The sequence below is a fragment of the Streptomyces sp. NPDC058674 genome (assembly GCF_042716505.1).
Lineage (GTDB): Bacteria > Actinomycetota > Actinomycetes > Streptomycetales > Streptomycetaceae > Streptomyces.
The window spans coordinates 27,735-45,031 of record NZ_JBHXSC010000010.1 but is presented as its reverse complement, the minus strand read 5'-3'; the positions used below and the strand labels follow the sequence as shown (position 1 = coordinate 45,031).

General features: G+C 73.7%; 17 protein-coding genes and 1 pseudogene. 7 read left to right on the top strand and 11 right to left on the bottom strand.

What is annotated here, in order from left to right; genetic code table 11:
• Positions 1 to 33: 33 nt before the first annotated feature.
• The 6 genes and pseudogenes from ACFWU6_RS08105 to ACFWU6_RS08080 all read left to right on the top strand — a co-directional run bounded on the left by ACFWU6_RS08105 (position 34) and on the right by ACFWU6_RS08080 (position 7,004).
• Positions 34 to 1,473: an ADP-ribosylglycohydrolase family protein gene (locus ACFWU6_RS08105; RefSeq protein WP_383979334.1), complete on the top strand. Its 1,440-nt coding sequence runs from the start codon at positions 34 to 36 to the stop codon at positions 1,471 to 1,473.
• Entirely contained in the window at positions 1,470 to 2,465 is a 996-nt protein-coding gene (rbsK, locus tag ACFWU6_RS08100; protein ID WP_383979332.1) for a ribokinase, read from the top strand. The genes ACFWU6_RS08105 and rbsK overlap by 4 nt, the downstream gene beginning before the upstream one ends.
• A gap of 620 nt (positions 2,466 to 3,085) precedes the next feature.
• Positions 3,086 to 4,276: pseudogene (locus ACFWU6_RS08095) on the top strand (CaiB/BaiF CoA transferase family protein); the annotation flags it as partial.
• Positions 4,273 to 5,088 carry an HpcH/HpaI aldolase/citrate lyase family protein gene (locus tag ACFWU6_RS08090; protein ID WP_383979329.1) on the top strand — a complete coding sequence of 272 codons (816 nt, stop codon included), beginning with the start codon at positions 4,273 to 4,275 and terminating at the stop codon, positions 5,086 to 5,088. The pseudogene ACFWU6_RS08095 and the gene ACFWU6_RS08090, both read left to right, overlap by 4 nt.
• 786 nt (positions 5,089 to 5,874) lie before the next feature.
• Entirely contained in the window at positions 5,875 to 6,192 is a 318-nt protein-coding gene (locus ACFWU6_RS08085; protein WP_383812112.1) for a hypothetical protein, read from the top strand.
• Positions 6,189 to 7,004: a Crp/Fnr family transcriptional regulator gene (locus ACFWU6_RS08080; RefSeq protein WP_383812114.1), complete on the top strand. Its 816-nt coding sequence runs from the start codon at positions 6,189 to 6,191 to the stop codon at positions 7,002 to 7,004. The genes ACFWU6_RS08085 and ACFWU6_RS08080 overlap by 4 nt, the downstream gene beginning before the upstream one ends.
• Before the next feature lie 321 nt (positions 7,005 to 7,325).
• Here the strand turns inward: ACFWU6_RS08080 and lgt are convergent, their stop codons facing one another.
• The 11 genes from lgt to hisI form a co-directional block, all read right to left on the bottom strand.
• Positions 7,326 to 8,399: a prolipoprotein diacylglyceryl transferase gene (gene lgt, locus ACFWU6_RS08075; RefSeq protein WP_383812116.1), complete on the bottom strand. Its 1,074-nt coding sequence runs from the start codon at positions 8,397 to 8,399 to the stop codon at positions 7,326 to 7,328.
• Positions 8,400 to 8,486: 87 nt separating this feature from the next.
• Positions 8,487 to 9,404 carry a DsbA family protein gene (locus ACFWU6_RS08070; RefSeq protein WP_383812118.1) on the bottom strand — a complete coding sequence of 306 codons (918 nt, stop codon included), beginning with the start codon at positions 9,402 to 9,404 and terminating at the stop codon, positions 8,487 to 8,489.
• 95 nt (positions 9,405 to 9,499) lie between these two features.
• Positions 9,500 to 10,339, bottom strand: a complete 840-nt coding sequence (trpA, locus tag ACFWU6_RS08065; protein ID WP_383812120.1) for a tryptophan synthase subunit alpha — start codon at positions 10,337 to 10,339, stop codon at positions 9,500 to 9,502.
• On the bottom strand, positions 10,336 to 11,607 hold the full coding sequence (gene trpB / locus ACFWU6_RS08060; protein WP_383812122.1) for a tryptophan synthase subunit beta: 1,272 nt from the start codon (positions 11,605 to 11,607) through the stop codon (positions 10,336 to 10,338). The genes trpA and trpB overlap by 4 nt, the downstream gene beginning before the upstream one ends.
• A 185-nt stretch (positions 11,608 to 11,792) precedes the next feature.
• Positions 11,793 to 12,005, bottom strand: coding sequence for a tryptophan biosynthesis modulator TrpM (trpM, locus tag ACFWU6_RS08055; protein ID WP_383979326.1), 213 nt, complete (start codon positions 12,003 to 12,005; stop codon positions 11,793 to 11,795).
• Between the two features lie 8 nt (positions 12,006 to 12,013).
• Positions 12,014 to 12,823 carry an indole-3-glycerol phosphate synthase TrpC gene (gene trpC, locus ACFWU6_RS08050; RefSeq protein WP_383812126.1) on the bottom strand — a complete coding sequence of 270 codons (810 nt, stop codon included), beginning with the start codon at positions 12,821 to 12,823 and terminating at the stop codon, positions 12,014 to 12,016.
• 172 nt (positions 12,824 to 12,995) lie between these two features.
• Entirely contained in the window at positions 12,996 to 13,508 is a 513-nt protein-coding gene (locus ACFWU6_RS08045; protein WP_383979323.1) for a DUF2752 domain-containing protein, read from the bottom strand.
• Positions 13,509 to 13,579: 71 nt separating this feature from the next.
• Complete coding sequence (locus tag ACFWU6_RS08040) at positions 13,580 to 13,831, bottom strand: HGxxPAAW family protein (RefSeq protein ID WP_383812130.1); 252 nt, start codon at positions 13,829 to 13,831, stop codon at positions 13,580 to 13,582.
• Between the two features lie 79 nt (positions 13,832 to 13,910).
• A complete protein-coding gene (locus tag ACFWU6_RS08035) occupies positions 13,911 to 14,594 on the bottom strand; it encodes a TIGR02234 family membrane protein (RefSeq protein WP_383812132.1) in 684 nt (227 codons plus the stop codon).
• Positions 14,595 to 14,608: 14 nt separating this feature from the next.
• Positions 14,609 to 16,099: an anthranilate synthase component I gene (locus tag ACFWU6_RS08030; RefSeq protein WP_383812134.1), complete on the bottom strand. Its 1,491-nt coding sequence runs from the start codon at positions 16,097 to 16,099 to the stop codon at positions 14,609 to 14,611.
• Between the two features lie 11 nt (positions 16,100 to 16,110).
• Positions 16,111 to 16,488, bottom strand: a complete 378-nt coding sequence (hisI, locus tag ACFWU6_RS08025; protein WP_383812136.1) for a phosphoribosyl-AMP cyclohydrolase — start codon at positions 16,486 to 16,488, stop codon at positions 16,111 to 16,113.
• A gap of 92 nt (positions 16,489 to 16,580) precedes the next feature.
• Here hisI and ACFWU6_RS08020 point away from each other — a divergent pair, with 92 nt between their 5' ends.
• Entirely contained in the window at positions 16,581 to 17,213 is a 633-nt protein-coding gene (locus tag ACFWU6_RS08020) for a TIGR03085 family metal-binding protein (protein ID WP_383812138.1), read from the top strand.
• Positions 17,214 to 17,297 lie beyond the last annotated feature (84 nt).

The window sequence follows — 17,297 nt, the reverse complement described above, 5'->3', positions numbered from 1 at the left end:
CGCGAAGCTCCGGAGCGGGCCGGAGCCCGCGACGTGCCGGCGCCGCCGGAACTGCGCGCCCTGGCCTCCCGGCTCCTCGACGAGCTGGCGGCGCTCCCGGCCCCCTCCCGCGCGAACGAGCCGCAGTCCTGGGAGGCGATCAGCGCGGCCTGCCGGCCCGGGCCGCACGCCGCCGCAGGCCCGGCCGGGGCCGTCCCGCCGGGTCGGGACCTCCGCGGCGCCGCACCGGACGGGGGCGAGCGGGCTCCACGGCACGGCTCCCCCGCCCCCGGCCCCGCCCCCGACGCCGCCCGCGACGCCACCCCGGCACCCCGCCCCCGGCCGGAGCCGCACCACGGGCGCGCTCCCGAGCGCGGGCCGCGGCCCGGCCTCCCGCCGGACCCGGCCCGCGGAGCCCCCGATCCGGTACTCCGGACCCGGCTGGAAGCCGCCTGGTTGGGGCGGGCCGCCGGGTGCCTCCTCGGCAAGCCCGTCGAGAAGCTGCCCCTGGCCGGCATCCGGGCCTTGGCCCGCGCCGCCGGCAACTGGCCGCTCGACGACTGGTTCACCGCCCGCGGAGTCCCCGCGGAGCTGCTGGCCGCCCACCCGTGGAACCGCCGCTCCGCCCCCACCTCCCTCGCTGAGAACATCGACGGCATGCCGGAGGACGACGATCTCAACTACCCCCTGCTGAACCTGCTGTTGCTCCAGCGGTGCGGCAAGCGCTTCACCACCGCCGACGTCGCCCGCCTCTGGCTCGACGAACTGCCCGCGGGGCGGACCTTCACCGCCGAGCGCGCCGCCTACCGCAATCTGCTCCTCGGGCTGGAGCCCCCCGCCACCGCCACCCACCACAACCCCTTCCGGGAGTGGATCGGCGCCCTCATCCGCGCCGACGTCCACGGCTGGACCAATCCGGGCGACCCGGCCGCCGCCGCGGCCCAGGCGTACCGGGACGCCGCCTTGACCCACACCGGCAACGGCGTCTACGCCGCCCTCCTCGTCGCCGCCGCCACCGCCGAGGCCGCCGGCGGCGGCGCGGACGTGCACCGAGCGCTGCGGGCCGGGCTGGCCGCCGTACCACCGCGCTCGCGCCTCGCCGAAGCCGTCCGCTTCGGGATCGCCGCAGCGGCCGCCGCCGCCGGGGCCGCGGCCGGCTTCGACCGCGTCGTCGACGCCCTGCACGCCCGCTACGGCCACTACCACTGGGTCCACGCCGTCCCCAACACCGCCCTGATCGCCGCCGCCCTCACCCACGCCGACGGGGACTTCACCCGCTCCGTCTGCGGCGCCGTGTCGGGCGGCTGGGACACCGACTCCAACGGGGCCACCGCCGGCGCCCTCGCCGGGCTCCTCGCCGGCTCGCCGGACGCCCTCCCCGAGCGCTGGACCGCCCCGCTCAGGAACCGCCTCGCCACCAGCGTCCCCGGCTTCGACGGAGCCGGTTTCGACACCCTCGCCCACCTCACCGCACAGGAGGCAGCACGCTCATGACGGCCATCGCCGTGCTCGGCAGTACGAACATGGACCTCGTCGCCTACGTCCCCAAGGCCCCCCGCACGGGGGAGACCGTGACCGGCAGCGCCTTCCGCACCGTCCCCGGCGGCAAGGGGGCCAACCAGGCCGTGGCCGCCGCCCGCCTCGGCGGAGAGGTGGTGATGATCGGGGCGGTCGGGGCCGACGAGTTCGGCGTACGGCTGCGCTCCGCGCTCGCCTCGGCCGGGGTCGAGACGGCGGCCCTGCGCACGGTGGAGGGTGCCAGCGGCACCGCCCACATCACCGTGGACGACGAGGGCGGCAACAGCATTGTCGTGATCCCGGGCGCCAATGCCCGCGTCACCGGCCTGGAGGCGGGCGACGACAGCCGGATCGCCGCCTCGGACACGCTCCTCCTCCAGCTCGAACTCCCCCTGGAGGCCGTCCTCGCCGGTGCCCGGGCCGCCCGCGCACACGGCGTCCGTACGGTCCTCACCCCGGCACCGGCCCGGCCGCTGCCGGCCGAACTCCTCGCCGCCACCGACCTCCTGGTCCCCAACGAGCACGAGGCGGCCGCCCTCACCGGCCTCACCGACCCCCGCCAGGCCGCCGCGGCGCTGCTGCACGAGGTGCCGGAGGTGGTCGTCACCCTGGGGGCGGCCGGCGTGCTGTGGGCCGCTCGCGGCCGGGAACCGCTGGCCGTGCCGGCCACGCCGGTACGGGCGGTGGACACCACCGCCGCCGGGGACACCTTCGTCGGCGCCCTCGCCGTGGCGCTCGGCGAGGGCCGTGCGATGCCGGAGGCCCTGCGCTGGGCCTCGGCGGCGGCGGCGCTCTCGGTCCAGCGGCCGGGGGCTCAGGACTCGATGCCCACCCGCGGAGAGACGGACGCCTTCGCCGCGGCCGACGCGGGCGGGACCGCGACCGCGGCCCGGCCCGGCGCCGGTTCCGCACCCCCCGCAGGGGCCGGCACCGGGGCGGGCGCGGACGAACGCGGGGCCGCCTCATGACCCCCACCGCCGCCGCGCCGCCCGGCCCGGCCTCGGCGGGCAGCGCGGCCAGCCCGGTCGGCCCGGCCAGCCCGGTCGGCCCGGCCGAGGTGATCGACGCGACCGGTCCAGGCGACCCGGGCGACAACCCGGGCCGCCCTGCCGACGCGACCATCGCAGGCGACACGGCCGACGCGACTGGTGCGGCCTACGCAGGTGGCGCGGGCGACGCGGGCGACGCGGCCGGCGTGGCCAGCGCGGCTGACACGGTCGGCGCTGCCAGCGCGGGCAGCGCGGGCAGCGCGGGCAGCGCGGGCACAGCTACCGGCCCCGGACCCGGACCGGGGCCCGGACAAGGGCCGGGGCCCGGACCAAGGCCAGGGCCCGGACCAAGGCCAGGGCCCGGACCAAGGCCAGGGCCCGGACCAAGGCCAGGGCCCGGACCAAGGCCAGGGCCCGGACAAGGGCCAGGGCCCGGACCAGAGCCAGGGCCCGGACCAGAGCCAGGGCCCGGACCAGAGCCAGGGCCCGGACCAGAGCCAGGGCCCGGACCAGAGCCAGGGCCCGGACAAGAGCCAGGGCCCGGACAAGGGCCAGGGCCCGGACCAGAGCCAGGGCCCGGACCCGGACCCGGACCGGCCCCCGGGCCCGGGCCCCTCCAGGGGCTGCGCGTCCTCGATCTCGCCACCCTCTTCGCCGGCCCCCTGGCCGCGACCCTGCTCGGCGACTTCGGCGCCGAGGTGGTCAAGGTGGAGCACCCCGGCCGCCCGGACCCCTCCCGGGGCCACGGCCCCGCCAAGGACGGTGTCGGCCTGTGGTGGAAGCTGCTGGGCCGGAACAAGCGGACGATGACCCTCGACCTGTCCACCCCCGGCGGCCGGGACACCCTGCTGCGCCTGGCCGCCACCGCCGACGTGATCGTCGAGAACTTCCGCCCCGGCACCCTGGAGAAGTGGGGCCTGGGCTGGCCGGAGCTGTCGGCGGTCAACCCGCGCCTGGTCCTGGCCCGCGTCACGGCCTTCGGCCAGCAGGGCCCGTACGCCCACCGTCCCGGCTTCGGCACCCTCGCCGAGGCGATGAGCGGCTTCGCCGCGATCACCGGGGAGCCGGACGGGCCGCCGACCCTGCCGCCCTTCGGCCTCGCGGACTCGATCGCCGCCCTGACCACCGCGTACGCCGTCATGACCGCGCTCGCCGGACGCGACCGGACCGGGCGGGGCCAGGTCGTGGACCTGGCCATCATCGAGCCGATCCTCACCGTGCTGGGCCCGCACCCGCTCTGGTACGACCAGCTCGGCTACGTCCAGCGACGCACCGGCAACCGCTCCACGAACAACGCCCCCCGCAACACCTACCGGAGCCTCGACGGGCGCTGGCTGGCGGTCTCCACCTCCGCCCAGTCCATCGCGGAGCGGGTGGTGCGCCTGGTCGGCCGGCCCGAGCTGATCGCCGAGCCGTGGTTCGCGACCGGTTCCGGCCGGGCCGCCCACGCGCCCGTGCTCGACGAGGCCGTGGGCGGCTGGATCGCCCGCCACAAGGCGGACGAGGTCGTGGCCGCCTTCGAGGACGCCCAGGCCGCGGTGGCCCCGGTCTACGACGTGCGGGACGTCATGGCCGATCCGCAGTTCGCGGCCCTGGACACGGTCACCGAGGTCGAGGACCCCGAGCTCGGCCCGATCCGGATGCAGAACGTGCTCTTCCGGCTCTCCGGGACCCCCGGCGGAATCCGCTGGGCGGGCCGCCCCCACGGCGCGGACACCGACGAGGTCCTCGCCGAACTCGGCCTGAGCGGGGCCGAGATCGACGCCCTGCGGACCGAGGGGGTCCTGTGATCCTGACCTGGCTCTACGCACCGGGCGACCGCCCCGAGGTGGTGGCCAAGGCCCTGGCCTGCGGCGCGGACGCGGTCATCGTGGACCTGGAGGACGCCGTGCCTGCCTCCCGGAAGGAGTACGCGCGGGCCGCGACGGCGGAACTGCTCGGCGAGCGGCCCCCGCTCCCCGTCCACGTGCGCGTCAACGCCCTCGACTCCCCGTGGGGCGGCGCCGACCTCGCCGCGCTGGCGGGCCTGCACGGCCTGGCCGGGCTGCGACTGCCCAAGATCAGCGCCCCGGGGCAGGTCACGGCCGTCGCCGAGCGCACCGGCGGCGTCGGTCTCCACGCGCTGCTGGAATCCGCGCTGAGCGTGGAGCACGCGTACGAGATCGCCCGCGCCCACCCCGCCCTGCGCGGGCTGTCCCTGGGCGAGGCGGATTTGCGGGCCGATCTCGCCGTCAGCGCGGAGGCGGGTCTGGACTGGTGCCGCTCCCGGGTGGTGGTGGCGGCCCGGGCCGCGGGGCTGGCGCCTCCCGCCCAGTCCGTGTTCCCGGACATCCGGGACCTGGAGGCCCTGGCCGCCTCCTGCGCCCGCGGCCGGTCCCTGGGCTTCCTCGGCCGGGCGGCGATCCACCCCCGTCAGCTGCCAGTGATCGAACGGGCGTACGTCCCGGCGCCCGAGGAGGTCGTCGCCGCGCACGAGGTCCTCAGCGCCGCCCGGGCCACCCCGGGCGCACTGGCCCTGCCCGACGGCCGCTTCGTGGACCCGGCCGTGGTGGCCGCGGCGCACCGCACCCTGGCGCTGTCGCACCGGGCTGCTGCGCGTTGAGCCTTGCCGCTCGCGCGTCCGGCCGTCAGGCCGAGACTGGAGGGCGGGTGGGTGATCTATGCCACACCGCGGCGCCGCACCGTCGCCCGTCACCCCCCGTACCGGCGGGCCTTCGCCCTCATCGTGCTCCGAAGGGCCGGCGAGGCGGGCTGCTCCGGATACAGCGGTCTCGGCGGTGTCTGAGAGTGGCTGTACCGTTACTGCACCGTCATCACGGCTTGCGGGCGAGGCGACCCCTTACCCCTCCGGGCTGCGCACATGATCCTCCCGTAAAACACTGATGGGCGGCGCCCTCGGCGCCGCCCATCAGGAGTCGAATCGCTTCATCCTGATCCGTTCCTCCTGCTCAAGGGGCCGGGGGAGACCCGCACGGCACCACCCGACGCGGGCCCCCACCCGACCAAGCCGCGCTGAGCCCTCCAAGACTCTGACGCCAGCTCTGACACATTCAACTAGGGCGGCGTCGTCAACATTCCCCAAAGCTGGGTGTTTTTTCCGTTCCCGCACACAACTGGTGACCAGCTCATGCGTTCGGCCTTTTCCCCAAAGCCGCGTAATTACCGGTCCGTAACGCATTTCGCCGGTCTCCGGCCGTGACAACCAGTGAGGGGTTCGAAGCTACAGCTCTCACCCGCCCGTGATATATGCTCTCGATTGCGAGAGCCACCCGATCAGCGGACCACCAATCGGCCGATCAGCAGACCACCAATCTGCGTGCACTCTCCACACAAACTCCAAAAGCTGAGCCCTCCACTCCACCTGAACTCCGCCAGATCGGAATAGCCCGTGAACGCCTTTCTTCTCGCCTCGGTGGCCATGGTCGCGATCGTCGCCCTGCTGACCGGCTACGCGATCAAGAAGCTTTCCTCGACCCCCGCGCGCATCGTCGCCGTCATCGTGGCGATCACCTTCCTCGTGCCCACCTTCCCTCCGCTGTTCAGTGCGCTCCGGCCGGATGCCGGGGCACCCGGCACGCGGACGCCGGCCCCGCCGACGCCCGGGGTCCCGGCCCCCGCCCCGGCTTCGCCGGCCGCGCCGACCCCCGCCTCTCCCGCCGGCGCGGCGACGCCGCCGCCTGCACAGGAAATCGCAGGTTCCCGATGACGGCCCGTTGGCGCGAGGTCATCGAGAAACCGATGCTCATCGGCAGCCACGTGTACGCGGTGCACGAGCAGACCGGCCGTGCCCGCTTCCTGCCCGAACACCGTTCCGTCGCCGCGATGCTGCAGCACAACACCTTCATGCGGCGCCTGCCGGAGTCGCACGTTGACGAGATGGTGACCCTGCTGCAGCGGCGCTCCTACGACCGCCAAGACCTCCTGCGCGGCTCGAACGGCTCGATGGTCCACATCGTGCTCAGCGGCTGCGTGGCCGAGGAGACCTCGTACGGCGACACGACGACGGTGCGCATCCTCGGCGCCGGCGCCGTGTTGGGCGACATGGAGATCTGCGACGACACCCTGATCCCACCGACCACGAGGTGCCTCCACCGAACCCTGACCCTGACCATCACCATGGATCGGATGCGGTTGATGGCCCGCCACAACGCGGTGATCGCCATGGCCGTCGCCGCATCCGTCGGCGACCGGATCAAGGAGACCGCGCGGGTCTACAACCGTCCCGGCCTGCGTCCCGAGGAACGCCTGGCGGGGCTCTTCGTCCACCTACTGCGCTCCTGCGCCGTCCCATGCCGGGAGTTCGGCAGGATGATCGCCGGACCGACCCAGTCCGACCTGGCGGACGCGTTGTCCGTGAGCACCGGCACCCTCGACCAGGCCCTGCGGGTCCTGAGAAAGCAGGACCTCGTGGTGACCGGATACCGGACGTTCCAGTTCCCGTCGGAGGCGGCTCTCGCCGACATGGGCAGGGTCAGGGTCCCCACCCCGAGGGTGACCGGCGAGTCCTCCCAGTACTAGCCTCAGATATCGCATTACAGGTGCCGATCGGGAAACCTTCCCGGTCGGCACCTTTGGTTGCCGTCCGGCCACCTTTCCTGTCAACGCGAGCTCCAATAGCCGCGCATTCCATCTTCACGTCAGACCGAGTGGCCGAAAATCGGCTATGCAATGACGCGTCATTCACCGAAGGCCGACGTGGCGAACCGGAAAGTCCGGTGCCTTCTTTACCCGTTTCCGACAGCGGTCGCGGTAGAGGAGGCAACCGCGTCTCTCACGTGGACGACGACATGCGAAGAGGGGCGCCGCAGCGTACGCGACACCCCTCCTCGAACGTTCCGGTCAGACCTTCCCCGCCTCCGGGGTCTCGTCCACGACCGGGTCGGCCGGGGCGGTCTTGGACAGGTTCGCCGCGACGCCGCCCTTCGGCTCGCCCGGCGCGTCGGCCTTCGGCGTCGTCTTGGCTTCGGCCTTGGTCAGCACGGAGGACTCCGGTTCCGCGTCTTGCACCGGGGTGTCCTCAGGCTTCGGCGTACCCCCCGCCGGGCTCGCGTCGGTGGCGTCCGAGTCCGCTTCGGCGTCCTTGGCGGAGACCGCGACACCGGCGTCGGGTTCGACGACTTCCTCGCGCCCCGGCCGCCGCTTCGCCGACAGCACCAGGTACACCACGGCGAGCACGAAGACGACGATCGACGTCCAGACGTTCAGCCGCAGGCCCAGGATGTGGTGCGCCTCGTCGACGCGCATGTACTCGATCCAGCCGCGGCCCACGCAGTACGAGGCCACGTACAGCGCGAACGCCCGGCCGTGGCCGAGTCGGAAGCGGCGGTCCGCCCAGATCACCAGCACGGCGACACCGACGCACCACAGCGACTCGTACAGGAAGGTCGGGTGGTAGGTGCCGGCGTCCCGGTTCGGGCCCTCGCTGATCTCCACCGCCCACGGCAGGTCGGTGGCCCGGCCGTACAGCTCCTGGTTGAACCAGTTGCCCCAGCGGCCGCAGGCCTGCGCCAGCGCGATCCCGGGGGCCAGGGCGTCCGCCCAGGCCGGCAGCGGGATGCCGCGCAGCCGGCAGCCGATCCAGGCACCCACCCCGCCGAGCGCGATCGCACCCCAGATGCCGAGGCCGCCCTCCCAGATCTTGAAAGCGTCGACCCAGTTGCGGCCCTCGCCGAAGTAGAGCTGGTAGTCGGTGATCACGTGGTAGAGGCGCCCGCCGACCAGGCCGAACGGCACCGCCCACACGGCGATGTCGGCGACGGTCCCCGGCTTGCCGCCCCGGGCGACCCACCGCTTGTTGCCGAGCCAGACGGCGACGAAGACGCCGATGATGATGCAGAACGCGTAGCCGCGCAGCGGGATCGGTCCGAGGTGGATCACGCCGGTCGACGGGCTGGGGATGTAAGCAATGTTCATGGCAGACCTGACGCTACCCTGCCGGGTGGTGCGGACCGCAACCACCCGGCAAGCCGAAACCGAATCCACACACGGCCCGGAAGCCGCTCAGTTCTCCGAGGGGGCGCTCGGCCGGTTCCGGGAGGCGGTGGCCGACGGCGAGGCCTTCGCGCCGCCGCCGGACACGGAGCCGGACCCGGGGGTCGGCGCGGGCGAAGGCGAGGCCTTGCCCGTTCCCTTGCCCGCGGCCTCCACCTTCTCCTTCAGCTTCTGCGGGGTCAGCGGGTCGCCCTGGTCGGCGAAGATGTCCTTGCCGTCGAGGAGCACGGTCGGCGTGCCCCGGAACTTCCCTGCCCGGAAGGCGTCCTGCGACTTGCCGACCCAGCTGTTGTGGGTGCCGTCCTCGACGCAGGACCGGAAGGCGGGGGTGTCCAGTCCCTCGACCTTGCCGGCCAGTTCCAGCAGCTTGGCGTTCTTGCCGAAGGCGTCGTCGACCTCCTGCGGCTGGTTCTGGAAGAGCAGGTCGTGGTAGGCGGGGAACTTGCCGGCGTCCTGGGCGCAGGCCGCCGCGTTGGCCGCCTTCAGGGAGCCGCTGCCGCCCATGTTCCCGTCGATGAGCGTGACGATGTGGTAGTCGACCTTGAGCAGGCCCTTGGCCTCCAGGTCGTGGACCGTCTCGCGGTAGGCGTCCTCGAAGGCCTTGCACGCGGGACAGCGGAAGTCCTCCCACACGGTGAGTGTGGACGGGGCCCCGTCCTTGCCCGTCTGGATGGCGAGCGCGTCCTTGCCGGTGGCCCCGGAGGGGGCGACCACCGGGCCCGCCTTGTCCCCGCCGCTCTTGCCGGTGTTGGCCGCGATCAGGCCGACGACGGCGGCCAGGCCCAGTACGCCGACCACCGCCGCCGACACGACGAGGGTCCGCCGCCGCCTGTCCCTGGCCTTCTCCCGCTGGCGCTCCTCCTGGAGTCGCTCCCGGGCCGATCGTTTCGTCGCATCGCGGTTCGCACCGTCGTTCTTCTCGCTCACGTGCGGCCAAACGAAGCGGGGAGGCACTCGCGTGCCTCCCCGCTGCCACATCCACCCGATCGGGCTACGGAACCCGTCTCGGTACCCGCTCGGCGTCAGGACCTGCGTACGCCTTCCGCAAGCTCGCCCGCAAGCGCCTGCACCGCGGCCAGACCGGCCGGCAGGTCCGGCGCGTCCAGCAGCAGCTTCACGAACGCCGAGCCGACGATCACGCCGTCGGCGAATCCGGCGACCTCCTCGGCCTGGGCGGCGTTGGAGACGCCCAGCCCCACGCAGACCGGCAGATCGGTGGTGGCGCGGGTCCGGGACACCAGGTCCTGGGCCTGGTTGCCGACCGATTCGCGGGTGCCGGTGACTCCCATCAGGGAGGCGGCGTAGACGAAGCCGGACCCGGCCGCCGTGATGGTGGCCAGGCGGGCGTCCTTGCTGCTCGGAGCCACGACGAAGACGGTCGCCAGACCGTGCTTCTCCGCGTGCTCGCGCCACAGCGCGGACTCCTGGACCGGCAGGTCGGGCAGGATGCAGCCGGCGCCGCCCGCCGCGGCCAGCTCCGCCGTGAACCGCTCGACGCCGTAGCGGTCGACGGGGTTCCAGTACGTCATCACCAGGATCGGGGCGCCGGTGGCCTCGTGGGCCTCCCGTACGGTCCGCATCACGTCCGCGATCTTCACTCCGCCGCGCAGGGCGATGTCGTCGGCGGTCTGGATGACCGGGCCGTCCAGGACCGGGTCGCTGTGCGGGAGCCCGATCTCGACGATGTCGGCGCCGCCCGCGATGACGGCCTTGACCGCCTCGATGCCGCCGTCGACCGTCGGGAAGCCCGCGGGGAGGTAGGCGACCAGGGCGGCCCGGTCCTCGGCCTTCGCCTTGGCGAGGGTCGCGCTCAGCAGGTCGATGGTGCCGGTTCCCGTCCCGGCCGGGGTGGTGGCGTTCACTTGTCGTCCCCTTCGGAGAACTCGTTCTCGGCGACTTCCCCGTCGGTGTCGTACAGGCCGAAGTAGCGGGCGGCGGTGTCCATGTCCTTGTCGCCGCGGCCGGACAGGTTGACCACGATCAGGCCGTCCTTGCCCAGCTCCCTGCCCAGTTCCAGGGCGCCGGCCAGGGCGTGCGCCGACTCGATGGCCGGGATGATGCCCTCCGTGCGGGAGAGCAGCCGCAGGGCCTGCATCGCGGCGTCGTCGGTGACCGCGCGGTACTCGGCGCGGCCGGAGTCCTTCAGGTAGGAGTGCTCCGGGCCGATGCCCGGGTAGTCCAGGCCGGCCGAGATGGAGTACGGCTCGGTGATCTGGCCCTCCTCGTCCTGCAGGACGTAGGACCGGGAGCCGTGCAGGATGCCGGGCTCGCCCGCGGTCAGCGTGGCCGCGTGCTCGCCGGTCTCGACCCCGTGCCCGGCGGGCTCGAAGCCGACCAGGCGGACGTCCGCGTCGGGGATGAAGGCGTGGAAGAGGCCGATGGCGTTGGAGCCGCCGCCGACACAGGCCGCGACGGCGTCGGGCAGCCGTCCGGCGCGCTCCAGGATCTGGCGCCGGGCCTCGACCCCGATGACCCGGTGGAAGTCGCGCACCATGGCGGGGAACGGGTGGGGGCCGGCGACCGTGCCGAAGAGGTAGTGGGTCCGGTCCACATTGGCGACCCAGTCGCGGAACGCCTCGTTGATGGCGTCCTTCAGGGTCCGGGAGCCGGACTTCACCGCGATGACCTCGGCGCCCAGCATGCGCATCCGGGCGACGTTGAGCGCCTGGCGCCGGGTGTCGACCTCGCCCATGTAGATGGTGCAGTCGAGGCCGAAGAGGGCGCAGGCGGTGGCGGTGGCCACGCCGTGCTGCCCGGCGCCGGTCTCGGCGATGACGCGGGTCTTGCCCATGCGCTTGGTGAGCAGTGCCTGGCCCAGCACGTTGTTGATCTTGTGCGAGCCGGTGTGGTTCAGGTCCTCGCGCTTGAGGAAGATCCGCGCGTCGCCCGCGTGCCCGGCGAAGCGGGGCACCTCGGTGAGCGCGCTCGGCCGGCCGGTGTAGTCGACCATGAGCGAGTTGAGCTCGGCCGCGAAGGCCGGGTCGCCCTTGGCCTTCTCGTACTCGACGGCGACCTCGTCCACGGCGGCGACGAGCGCCTCCGGGATGAACTTGCCGCCGAAGTCACCGAAGTAACCCTCGGCGTTGGGGACGTGACCCTCCGGGTCCGGAATGAAGAACTCGCTGGACATGTCCAGTGCTCCTACGGGTGCGAGATGCGGCGGAAGTGCTCTTCACCGTATTGCGCCGTCCGCCCGTGGCACACACACCTTTCGGCGTGCCTGAATACGCTGCGGAGCGGCCCGTGCCCGGGGCCGGCGGCCCGGGGCGACGGTCCGCGGCGGATGCGCGCGGCGTCGGCCGTGCGCATGTGCCGTTACGGCGCGCTTCCGAGGCGCCATCGCATGCCGTTGACCTGGCCGGGCTCGGAGCCGATCACGTAGCGGACCCGCCGCCCGTGCACGCGCCGGGCCGGGGCGCGGCAGCCGCGGGGGCGGCAGCCGCGCGCCAGCGGCGCGTGCGCCGTCTGCACGCCGACCGGGCCGCGACGGCCGGGTCGGGTGCGGACGGAGGGGCGGTCGCGGGTCATGGGACGGGTCAGCTCCGCCCGTGGCGCAGGGCGGGGTGGGCGCCTGCGGCGACGAGGTCGGCCACGGCCGACTTCGGGTCGCGGCCGGTCACCAGGGACTCCCCCACCAGGACGGCGTCGGCGCCCTCGTTGGCGTAGGCGATCAGGTCGTGCGGCCCGCGGATGCCGGATTCGGCGATCTTGACGATGTGGGCCGGGATCTCCTGGACGACGCGCTCGAAGGTGGAGCGGTCGACCTTGAGGTCCTTGAGGTTGCGGGCGTTGACGCCGATGATCTTGGCGCCGGCGGCGACCGCGCGCTCCACTTCCTCCTCGTCGTGGACCTCGACGAGCGGGGTGAGACCGATGGACTCGGCCCGCTCGATGAGGGAGACGAGGGCTTCCTGGTCCAGGGCCGCGACGATCAGCAGCACGAGGTCGGCGCCGTAGGCGCGGGCCTCCCAGAGCTGGTACGCCGTGACGATGAAGTCCTTGCGCAGGATCGGGATGTCCACGCGGGCGCGGACGGCCTCCAGGTCGGCCAGGGAGCCGCCGAAGCGGCGCTGCTCGGTGAGGACGGAGATGACCGCCGCACCGCCCGCCTCGTAGTCGGCGGCGAGCCCTGCCGGATCGGCGATAGCGGCCAGCGCGCCCTTGGAGGGGCTGGAGCGCTTGACCTCGCAGATCACCTTGACGCTGTCGCCGCGCAGAGCGGCGACGCCGTCCTTGGCCTGGGGCGCCTTGGCGGCACGCTCCTTGAGCTCGTCGAGGCTCACGCGGGCCTGCCGTTCGGCAAGGTCTTCGCGGACCCCTTCGATGATCTCGTCGAGCACACTCACGCGAGCGGCCCCCTTCCGGGTCGATGACGGTCGGCCGCCTTGCAGACACGTACAACTGCAAGGTCAGCACTCAAATGGTATCCGCAGGAGGCCTGACCCCCCGCACCCGGTTGACCGCGTCCCAGTAACTGGACATTCGGAATCCGGGCTTCATACGGCCCGCGTACGGACATCAGGGCGCCAGCGCGGAGCCGAAGGGCAGGTTCCGGACGACGGCGAAGGCCAGGGCCAGCAGGCCGATGCCCCACCAGTACACCGGCTTCAGGGCCGGGCTCGGGGCAGGACCGCCGCGGACGGCGCGAACCAGCCACAGAGCGGTGAACCCCGCGAAGAAGACGTAGCCGACGACGGCGAGGGCATTCGCCCCGAGGGCCGCGGCCAGATCGCCGTGGGCGAACGCGTGCGCGCTGCGCAGGCCGCCGCAGCCGGGGCACAGGATGCCGGTCAGCCGGAACAGCGGGCAGACCGGATAGTGGCCGGGCTCGTTGGGGTCGACGGCCCCCACGTACTCGAAGGCCGAGACGGCCGCCGCGAGGGTGAGCACCGGAGCGGCCGCCCGCCGGGCCCGTGAGGCCCGTCCGGAGGGCGCCGGACGCACCGGCCCGCCCGGCAGCGGCGGCGCGGGCGCGGGCGGTACGGGCGCCGCGGGCGGCGGCGCGGCTTCGGGGGTGCGGGGGGCGTCCACCCGCTGATTCTCTCCGGTCACGGCGGAAGGCGCAGCCCGGCGGGGCCGCGCCTTCCGACGAGCGCCGTTCCTCAGACCTTGGCCGGAGCCTTGTCCGCGGCGATGAGCTCGGCGAGGTCGCGGTGGGCGACCTTGGGCGCGCCCATCCCCGCGGCCTTCATGCCCAGGCCCACGACACCGCCGAGCGCGACGACGACGAGGCCGGCCCAGAAGCCGAGCGGGTTCGCCAGCACCATGAATGCGCCGGAGATGCAGAAACCGATGAAGGCGATCATTACACCGGTCCAGGCGGCCGGGGTGTGTCCGTGGCTATTGCCCGCCATGAGTTGCTCCTCGTTGCTCTGTCGCACGTGCTGTGTCGGACGCTCGGTGCCATTGTCCCGCACCGGGCGGGGGGTTCGTTCAGCGGGTCGGGTCCTCGCCGCGGTCCAGAGCCTTCCACAGGTCCTCCGGCCGGTCCGGGTCGACCGGCGCGGCCTTCGGGGTGCGGGGGCTTCCGTCGCGCTCGTAGCGGCCGCCCATCGAGGGCCAGCTCCGGCCGAAGCGCAGGGCCAGCAGTCCGGCGGCCAGGATCAGGACCGCGCCGGCGGCCGTGACGTACGGCCACGCCGTGTGGGTGAGCCCGGCCACCTGCGCGGCGGTGTCCGCGGTCGTACGGGCCGCCTCCGCGTCCAGGGCCTGCCGGCCGTCGGCGCCGAAGACGGCCGACAGGGCCGCCCCCAGGCCGCTGAGCGCCAGCAGTGCGGAGACCAGGAGCCGGCTCCTGCCGCGCACGGCGAAGACGGCCACCAGCGCCGCGAGGCCCACGATCGCCAGCGCCGCGGGGAGGCCGGTGACGGCCCGCCCGTCCGCGCTGAGCGGCAGCGCGTCGGCGCCGAGGGCGGCCGTGCCGCGGGCCCAGGTCCGGCCGGAGGCCAGCAGGACGACGGTGGCGCCGAGCGCGCCGAGCAGCAGCGCGACGGCCACGCTGCGGCGGCCGCCGGGGGCGCCGCCGGCCTCCGGGGCACCGGGTTCCGGGGTGTCCGGTTCCGGCCTGTCGGCGGCGGCATCGTTTCGGGGCGGGGGTACGGCACTCACGCACCCCACTATCCCCTACGCCCTCAGGCGCCGTGGAGGCGGTTCGCCGCTCCCACCGCGCGCAGCACGGCGGCGGCCTTGTTCCGGCACTCCTGGTCCTCCAGCTCGGGCACCGAGTCGGCCACGACCCCCGCGCCCGCCTGGACGTACGCGGTCCCGTCGCGCAGCAGCGCCGTGCGGATGGCGATGGCCGTGTCGGAGTCCCCGGCGAAGTCCAGGTAGCCGACGCAGCCGCCGTACAGGCCGCGGCGGGAGGGCTCCAGCTCCTCGATGATCTGCATGGCGCGGGGCTTGGGCGCGCCCGAGAGGGTGCCGGCCGGGAAGCAGGCGGTGAGCACGTCGAAGGCGGTCTTCCCCTCGGCGACCCGGCCGGTGACCGTGGAGACGATGTGCATGACGTGCGAGTACCGCTCGACGGACATGAAGTCGACGACCTCGACGGAGCCCGGCTCGCAGACCCGGCCCAGGTCGTTGCGCCCGAGGTCGACGAGCATGAGGTGCTCGGCGCGCTCCTTGGGGTCGGCCATCAGCTCCTCGGCGAGGTCGTGGTCCTCCTGCGGCGTGGCCCCGCGGTGCCGGGTGCCCGCGATGGGGTGGACCATGGCCCGGCCGTCCTCGACCTTGACCAGCGCCTCGGGGCTGGAGCCGACCACGTCGAAGCCGTTCTCGAAGCGGAAGAGGTACATGTACGGGGACGGGTTGGTGGCCCGCAGCACCCGGTAGACGTCCAGCGCGGAGGCCCGGCAGGGGGTCTCGAACCGCTGCGAGGGCACCACCTGGAAGGCCTCGCCGGAGCGGATGCGCTCCTTGATGTCCTCGACGGCGTCCTGGTACTTCTCGCCGCCCCACAGCGCGGAGAACTCCGGGAGCTCGGACACCGGCAGCGGGGTGGGCGTGTAGGGCGCGGGCCGGGCGAGGTCGGCCTCCATGGCGTCGAGGCGGGCCACGGCGTCGGCGTACGCCTCGTCGACCCCCGACTCCAGGTCGTTGTGGTTGATGGCGTTCGCGATGAGCTGGACGGTGCCGTCCCAGTGGTCCAGGACCGCCAGGTCGGAGGTGAGCAGCATGGTCAGCTCGGGCAGTTCGAGGTCGTCCGCGGTGTGCTCGCCGATCCGCTCCAGCCGGCGCACGATGTCGTAGCCGAGGTAGCCGACCATGCCGCCGGTGAAGGGCGGCATCCCTCCGGCGAGGTCGCGCGGGGTGTGCAGGGTCTCCACGGTGGCGCGCAGGGCGTCGAGCGGGTCTCCGCCGGTCGGCACGCCGACGGGCGGCGTGCCGATCCAGTGGGCCTGGCCGTCGCGCACGGTCAGCGTGGAGTCGCTGCGCACGCCGACGAAGGAGTAGCGGGACCAGGAGCGGCCGTTCTCGGCGGACTCCAGCAGGAAGGTTCCCGGGCGTTCGGCGGCGAGCTTGCGGTAGAGCCCGACGGGGGTGTCCCCGTCGGCCAGCAGCTTGCGGCTCACGGGGATGACGCGGCGGTCGGCCGCGAGCTTGCGGAACGTCTCAAGATCCATGGCGGGCAAACCTACCTGTTCTCGGCTGCGGCGATCGGGAGGACGTCGGCGTCGAAGCAGGTGCGGGCGCCGGTGTGGCAGGCGGCCCCGACCTGGTCGACCTTGACGAGCACGGTGTCGGCGTCGCAGTCGAGGGCGACGGACTTCACGTGCTGGAAGTGGCCGGAAGTGTCCCCCTTCACCCAGTACTCCTGCCGGCTGCGGGACCAGTACGTGCAGCGGCCGGTGGTCAGGGTGCGGTGCAGGGCCTCGTCGTCCATCCAGCCGAGCATGAGCACCTCTCCGGTGTCGTACTGCTGGGCGATGGCCGGTACCAGGCCGTCGGCGGAGCGCTTGAGGCGCGCGGCGATGGCGGGGTCGAGGGTGTCGGGGCGGGGGGACGTACTCATGCGGCCATTGTGCCGGGCGGCGGGACCGTTGATGGATCTCCGTCCGCCTGATGGGCGGGCACGGGGCGGGTTCCGGCCGTAGGCTGGCCCGCATGTCTACCCATGCGAAGCGCGAACGACTGCTCCTGGCGGACCTGTTGGAGGCGGCGGGACCGGAGGCGCCGACGCTGTGCGACGGCTGGACGTGCCGGGAGCTGGCCGCGCACGTCGTGGTCCGGGAGCGGCGGCCGGACGCGGCGGGCGGGCTGCTGCTGAACGTGCTGAAGGCACGGCTGGACAAGGCGATGGACGAGTACACGGCGAAGCCGTACGAGGAGCTCGTCCGGCTGATCCGGACCGGGCCACCGAAGTTCTCCGTGTACGCGCTGAAGCAGATCGACGAGGCGGCCAACGCGGTGGAGTTCTACGTGCACGCGGAGGACGTCCGGCGCGCGCAGCCGGACTGGTCGCCGCGGGAGCTGGACCCGGTGTTCTCGGACTCGCTGTGGTCCCGGCTGGAGAAGCTGGCCCGCCTGACGGGGCGGCGCTCGCCGGTGGGCCTGGTACTGCGGCGGCCGGACGGCCGGACGGCGGTGGCGCGCAGGGGCGCGCCGGTGGTGACGGTGACCGGCGAGCCGGGAGAGCTGACGCTGTTCTGCTTCGGCCGCCAGGACGCTGCCGCGGTGACCCTGGACGGCGAGAAGTCGGCGGTGGCCGAACTGACGACGGCCACCCTGGGCATCTGACGCGCCCGCCTGCCGGGGCCCCCGAATCCGCCGGCACGCCTGAGCGGCGGCCCCGGCCGGCCGGAAACTGCGGCCGGACCGCCG

Coding starts and splice junctions, on each gene's coding strand:
- rbsK (WP_383979332.1), top strand. CDS start 1,470: ATGACGGCCATCGCCGTGCTCGGCAGTACGAACATGGACCTCGTCGCC.
- ACFWU6_RS08080 (WP_383812114.1), top strand. CDS start 6,189: ATGACGGCCCGTTGGCGCGAGGTCATCGAGAAACCGATGCTCATCGGC.
- lgt (WP_383812116.1), bottom strand. CDS start 8,399: ATGAACATTGCTTACATCCCCAGCCCGTCGACCGGCGTGATCCACCTC.
- trpB (WP_383812122.1), bottom strand. CDS start 11,607: ATGTCCAGCGAGTTCTTCATTCCGGACCCGGAGGGTCACGTCCCCAAC.
- trpM (WP_383979326.1), bottom strand. CDS start 12,005: ATGACCCGCGACCGCCCCTCCGTCCGCACCCGACCCGGCCGTCGCGGC.
- ACFWU6_RS08040 (WP_383812130.1), bottom strand. CDS start 13,831: ATGGCGGGCAATAGCCACGGACACACCCCGGCCGCCTGGACCGGTGTA.
- ACFWU6_RS08030 (WP_383812134.1), bottom strand. CDS start 16,099: ATGGATCTTGAGACGTTCCGCAAGCTCGCGGCCGACCGCCGCGTCATC.
- hisI (WP_383812136.1), bottom strand. CDS start 16,488: ATGAGTACGTCCCCCCGCCCCGACACCCTCGACCCCGCCATCGCCGCG.
- ACFWU6_RS08020 (WP_383812138.1), top strand. CDS start 16,581: ATGTCTACCCATGCGAAGCGCGAACGACTGCTCCTGGCGGACCTGTTG.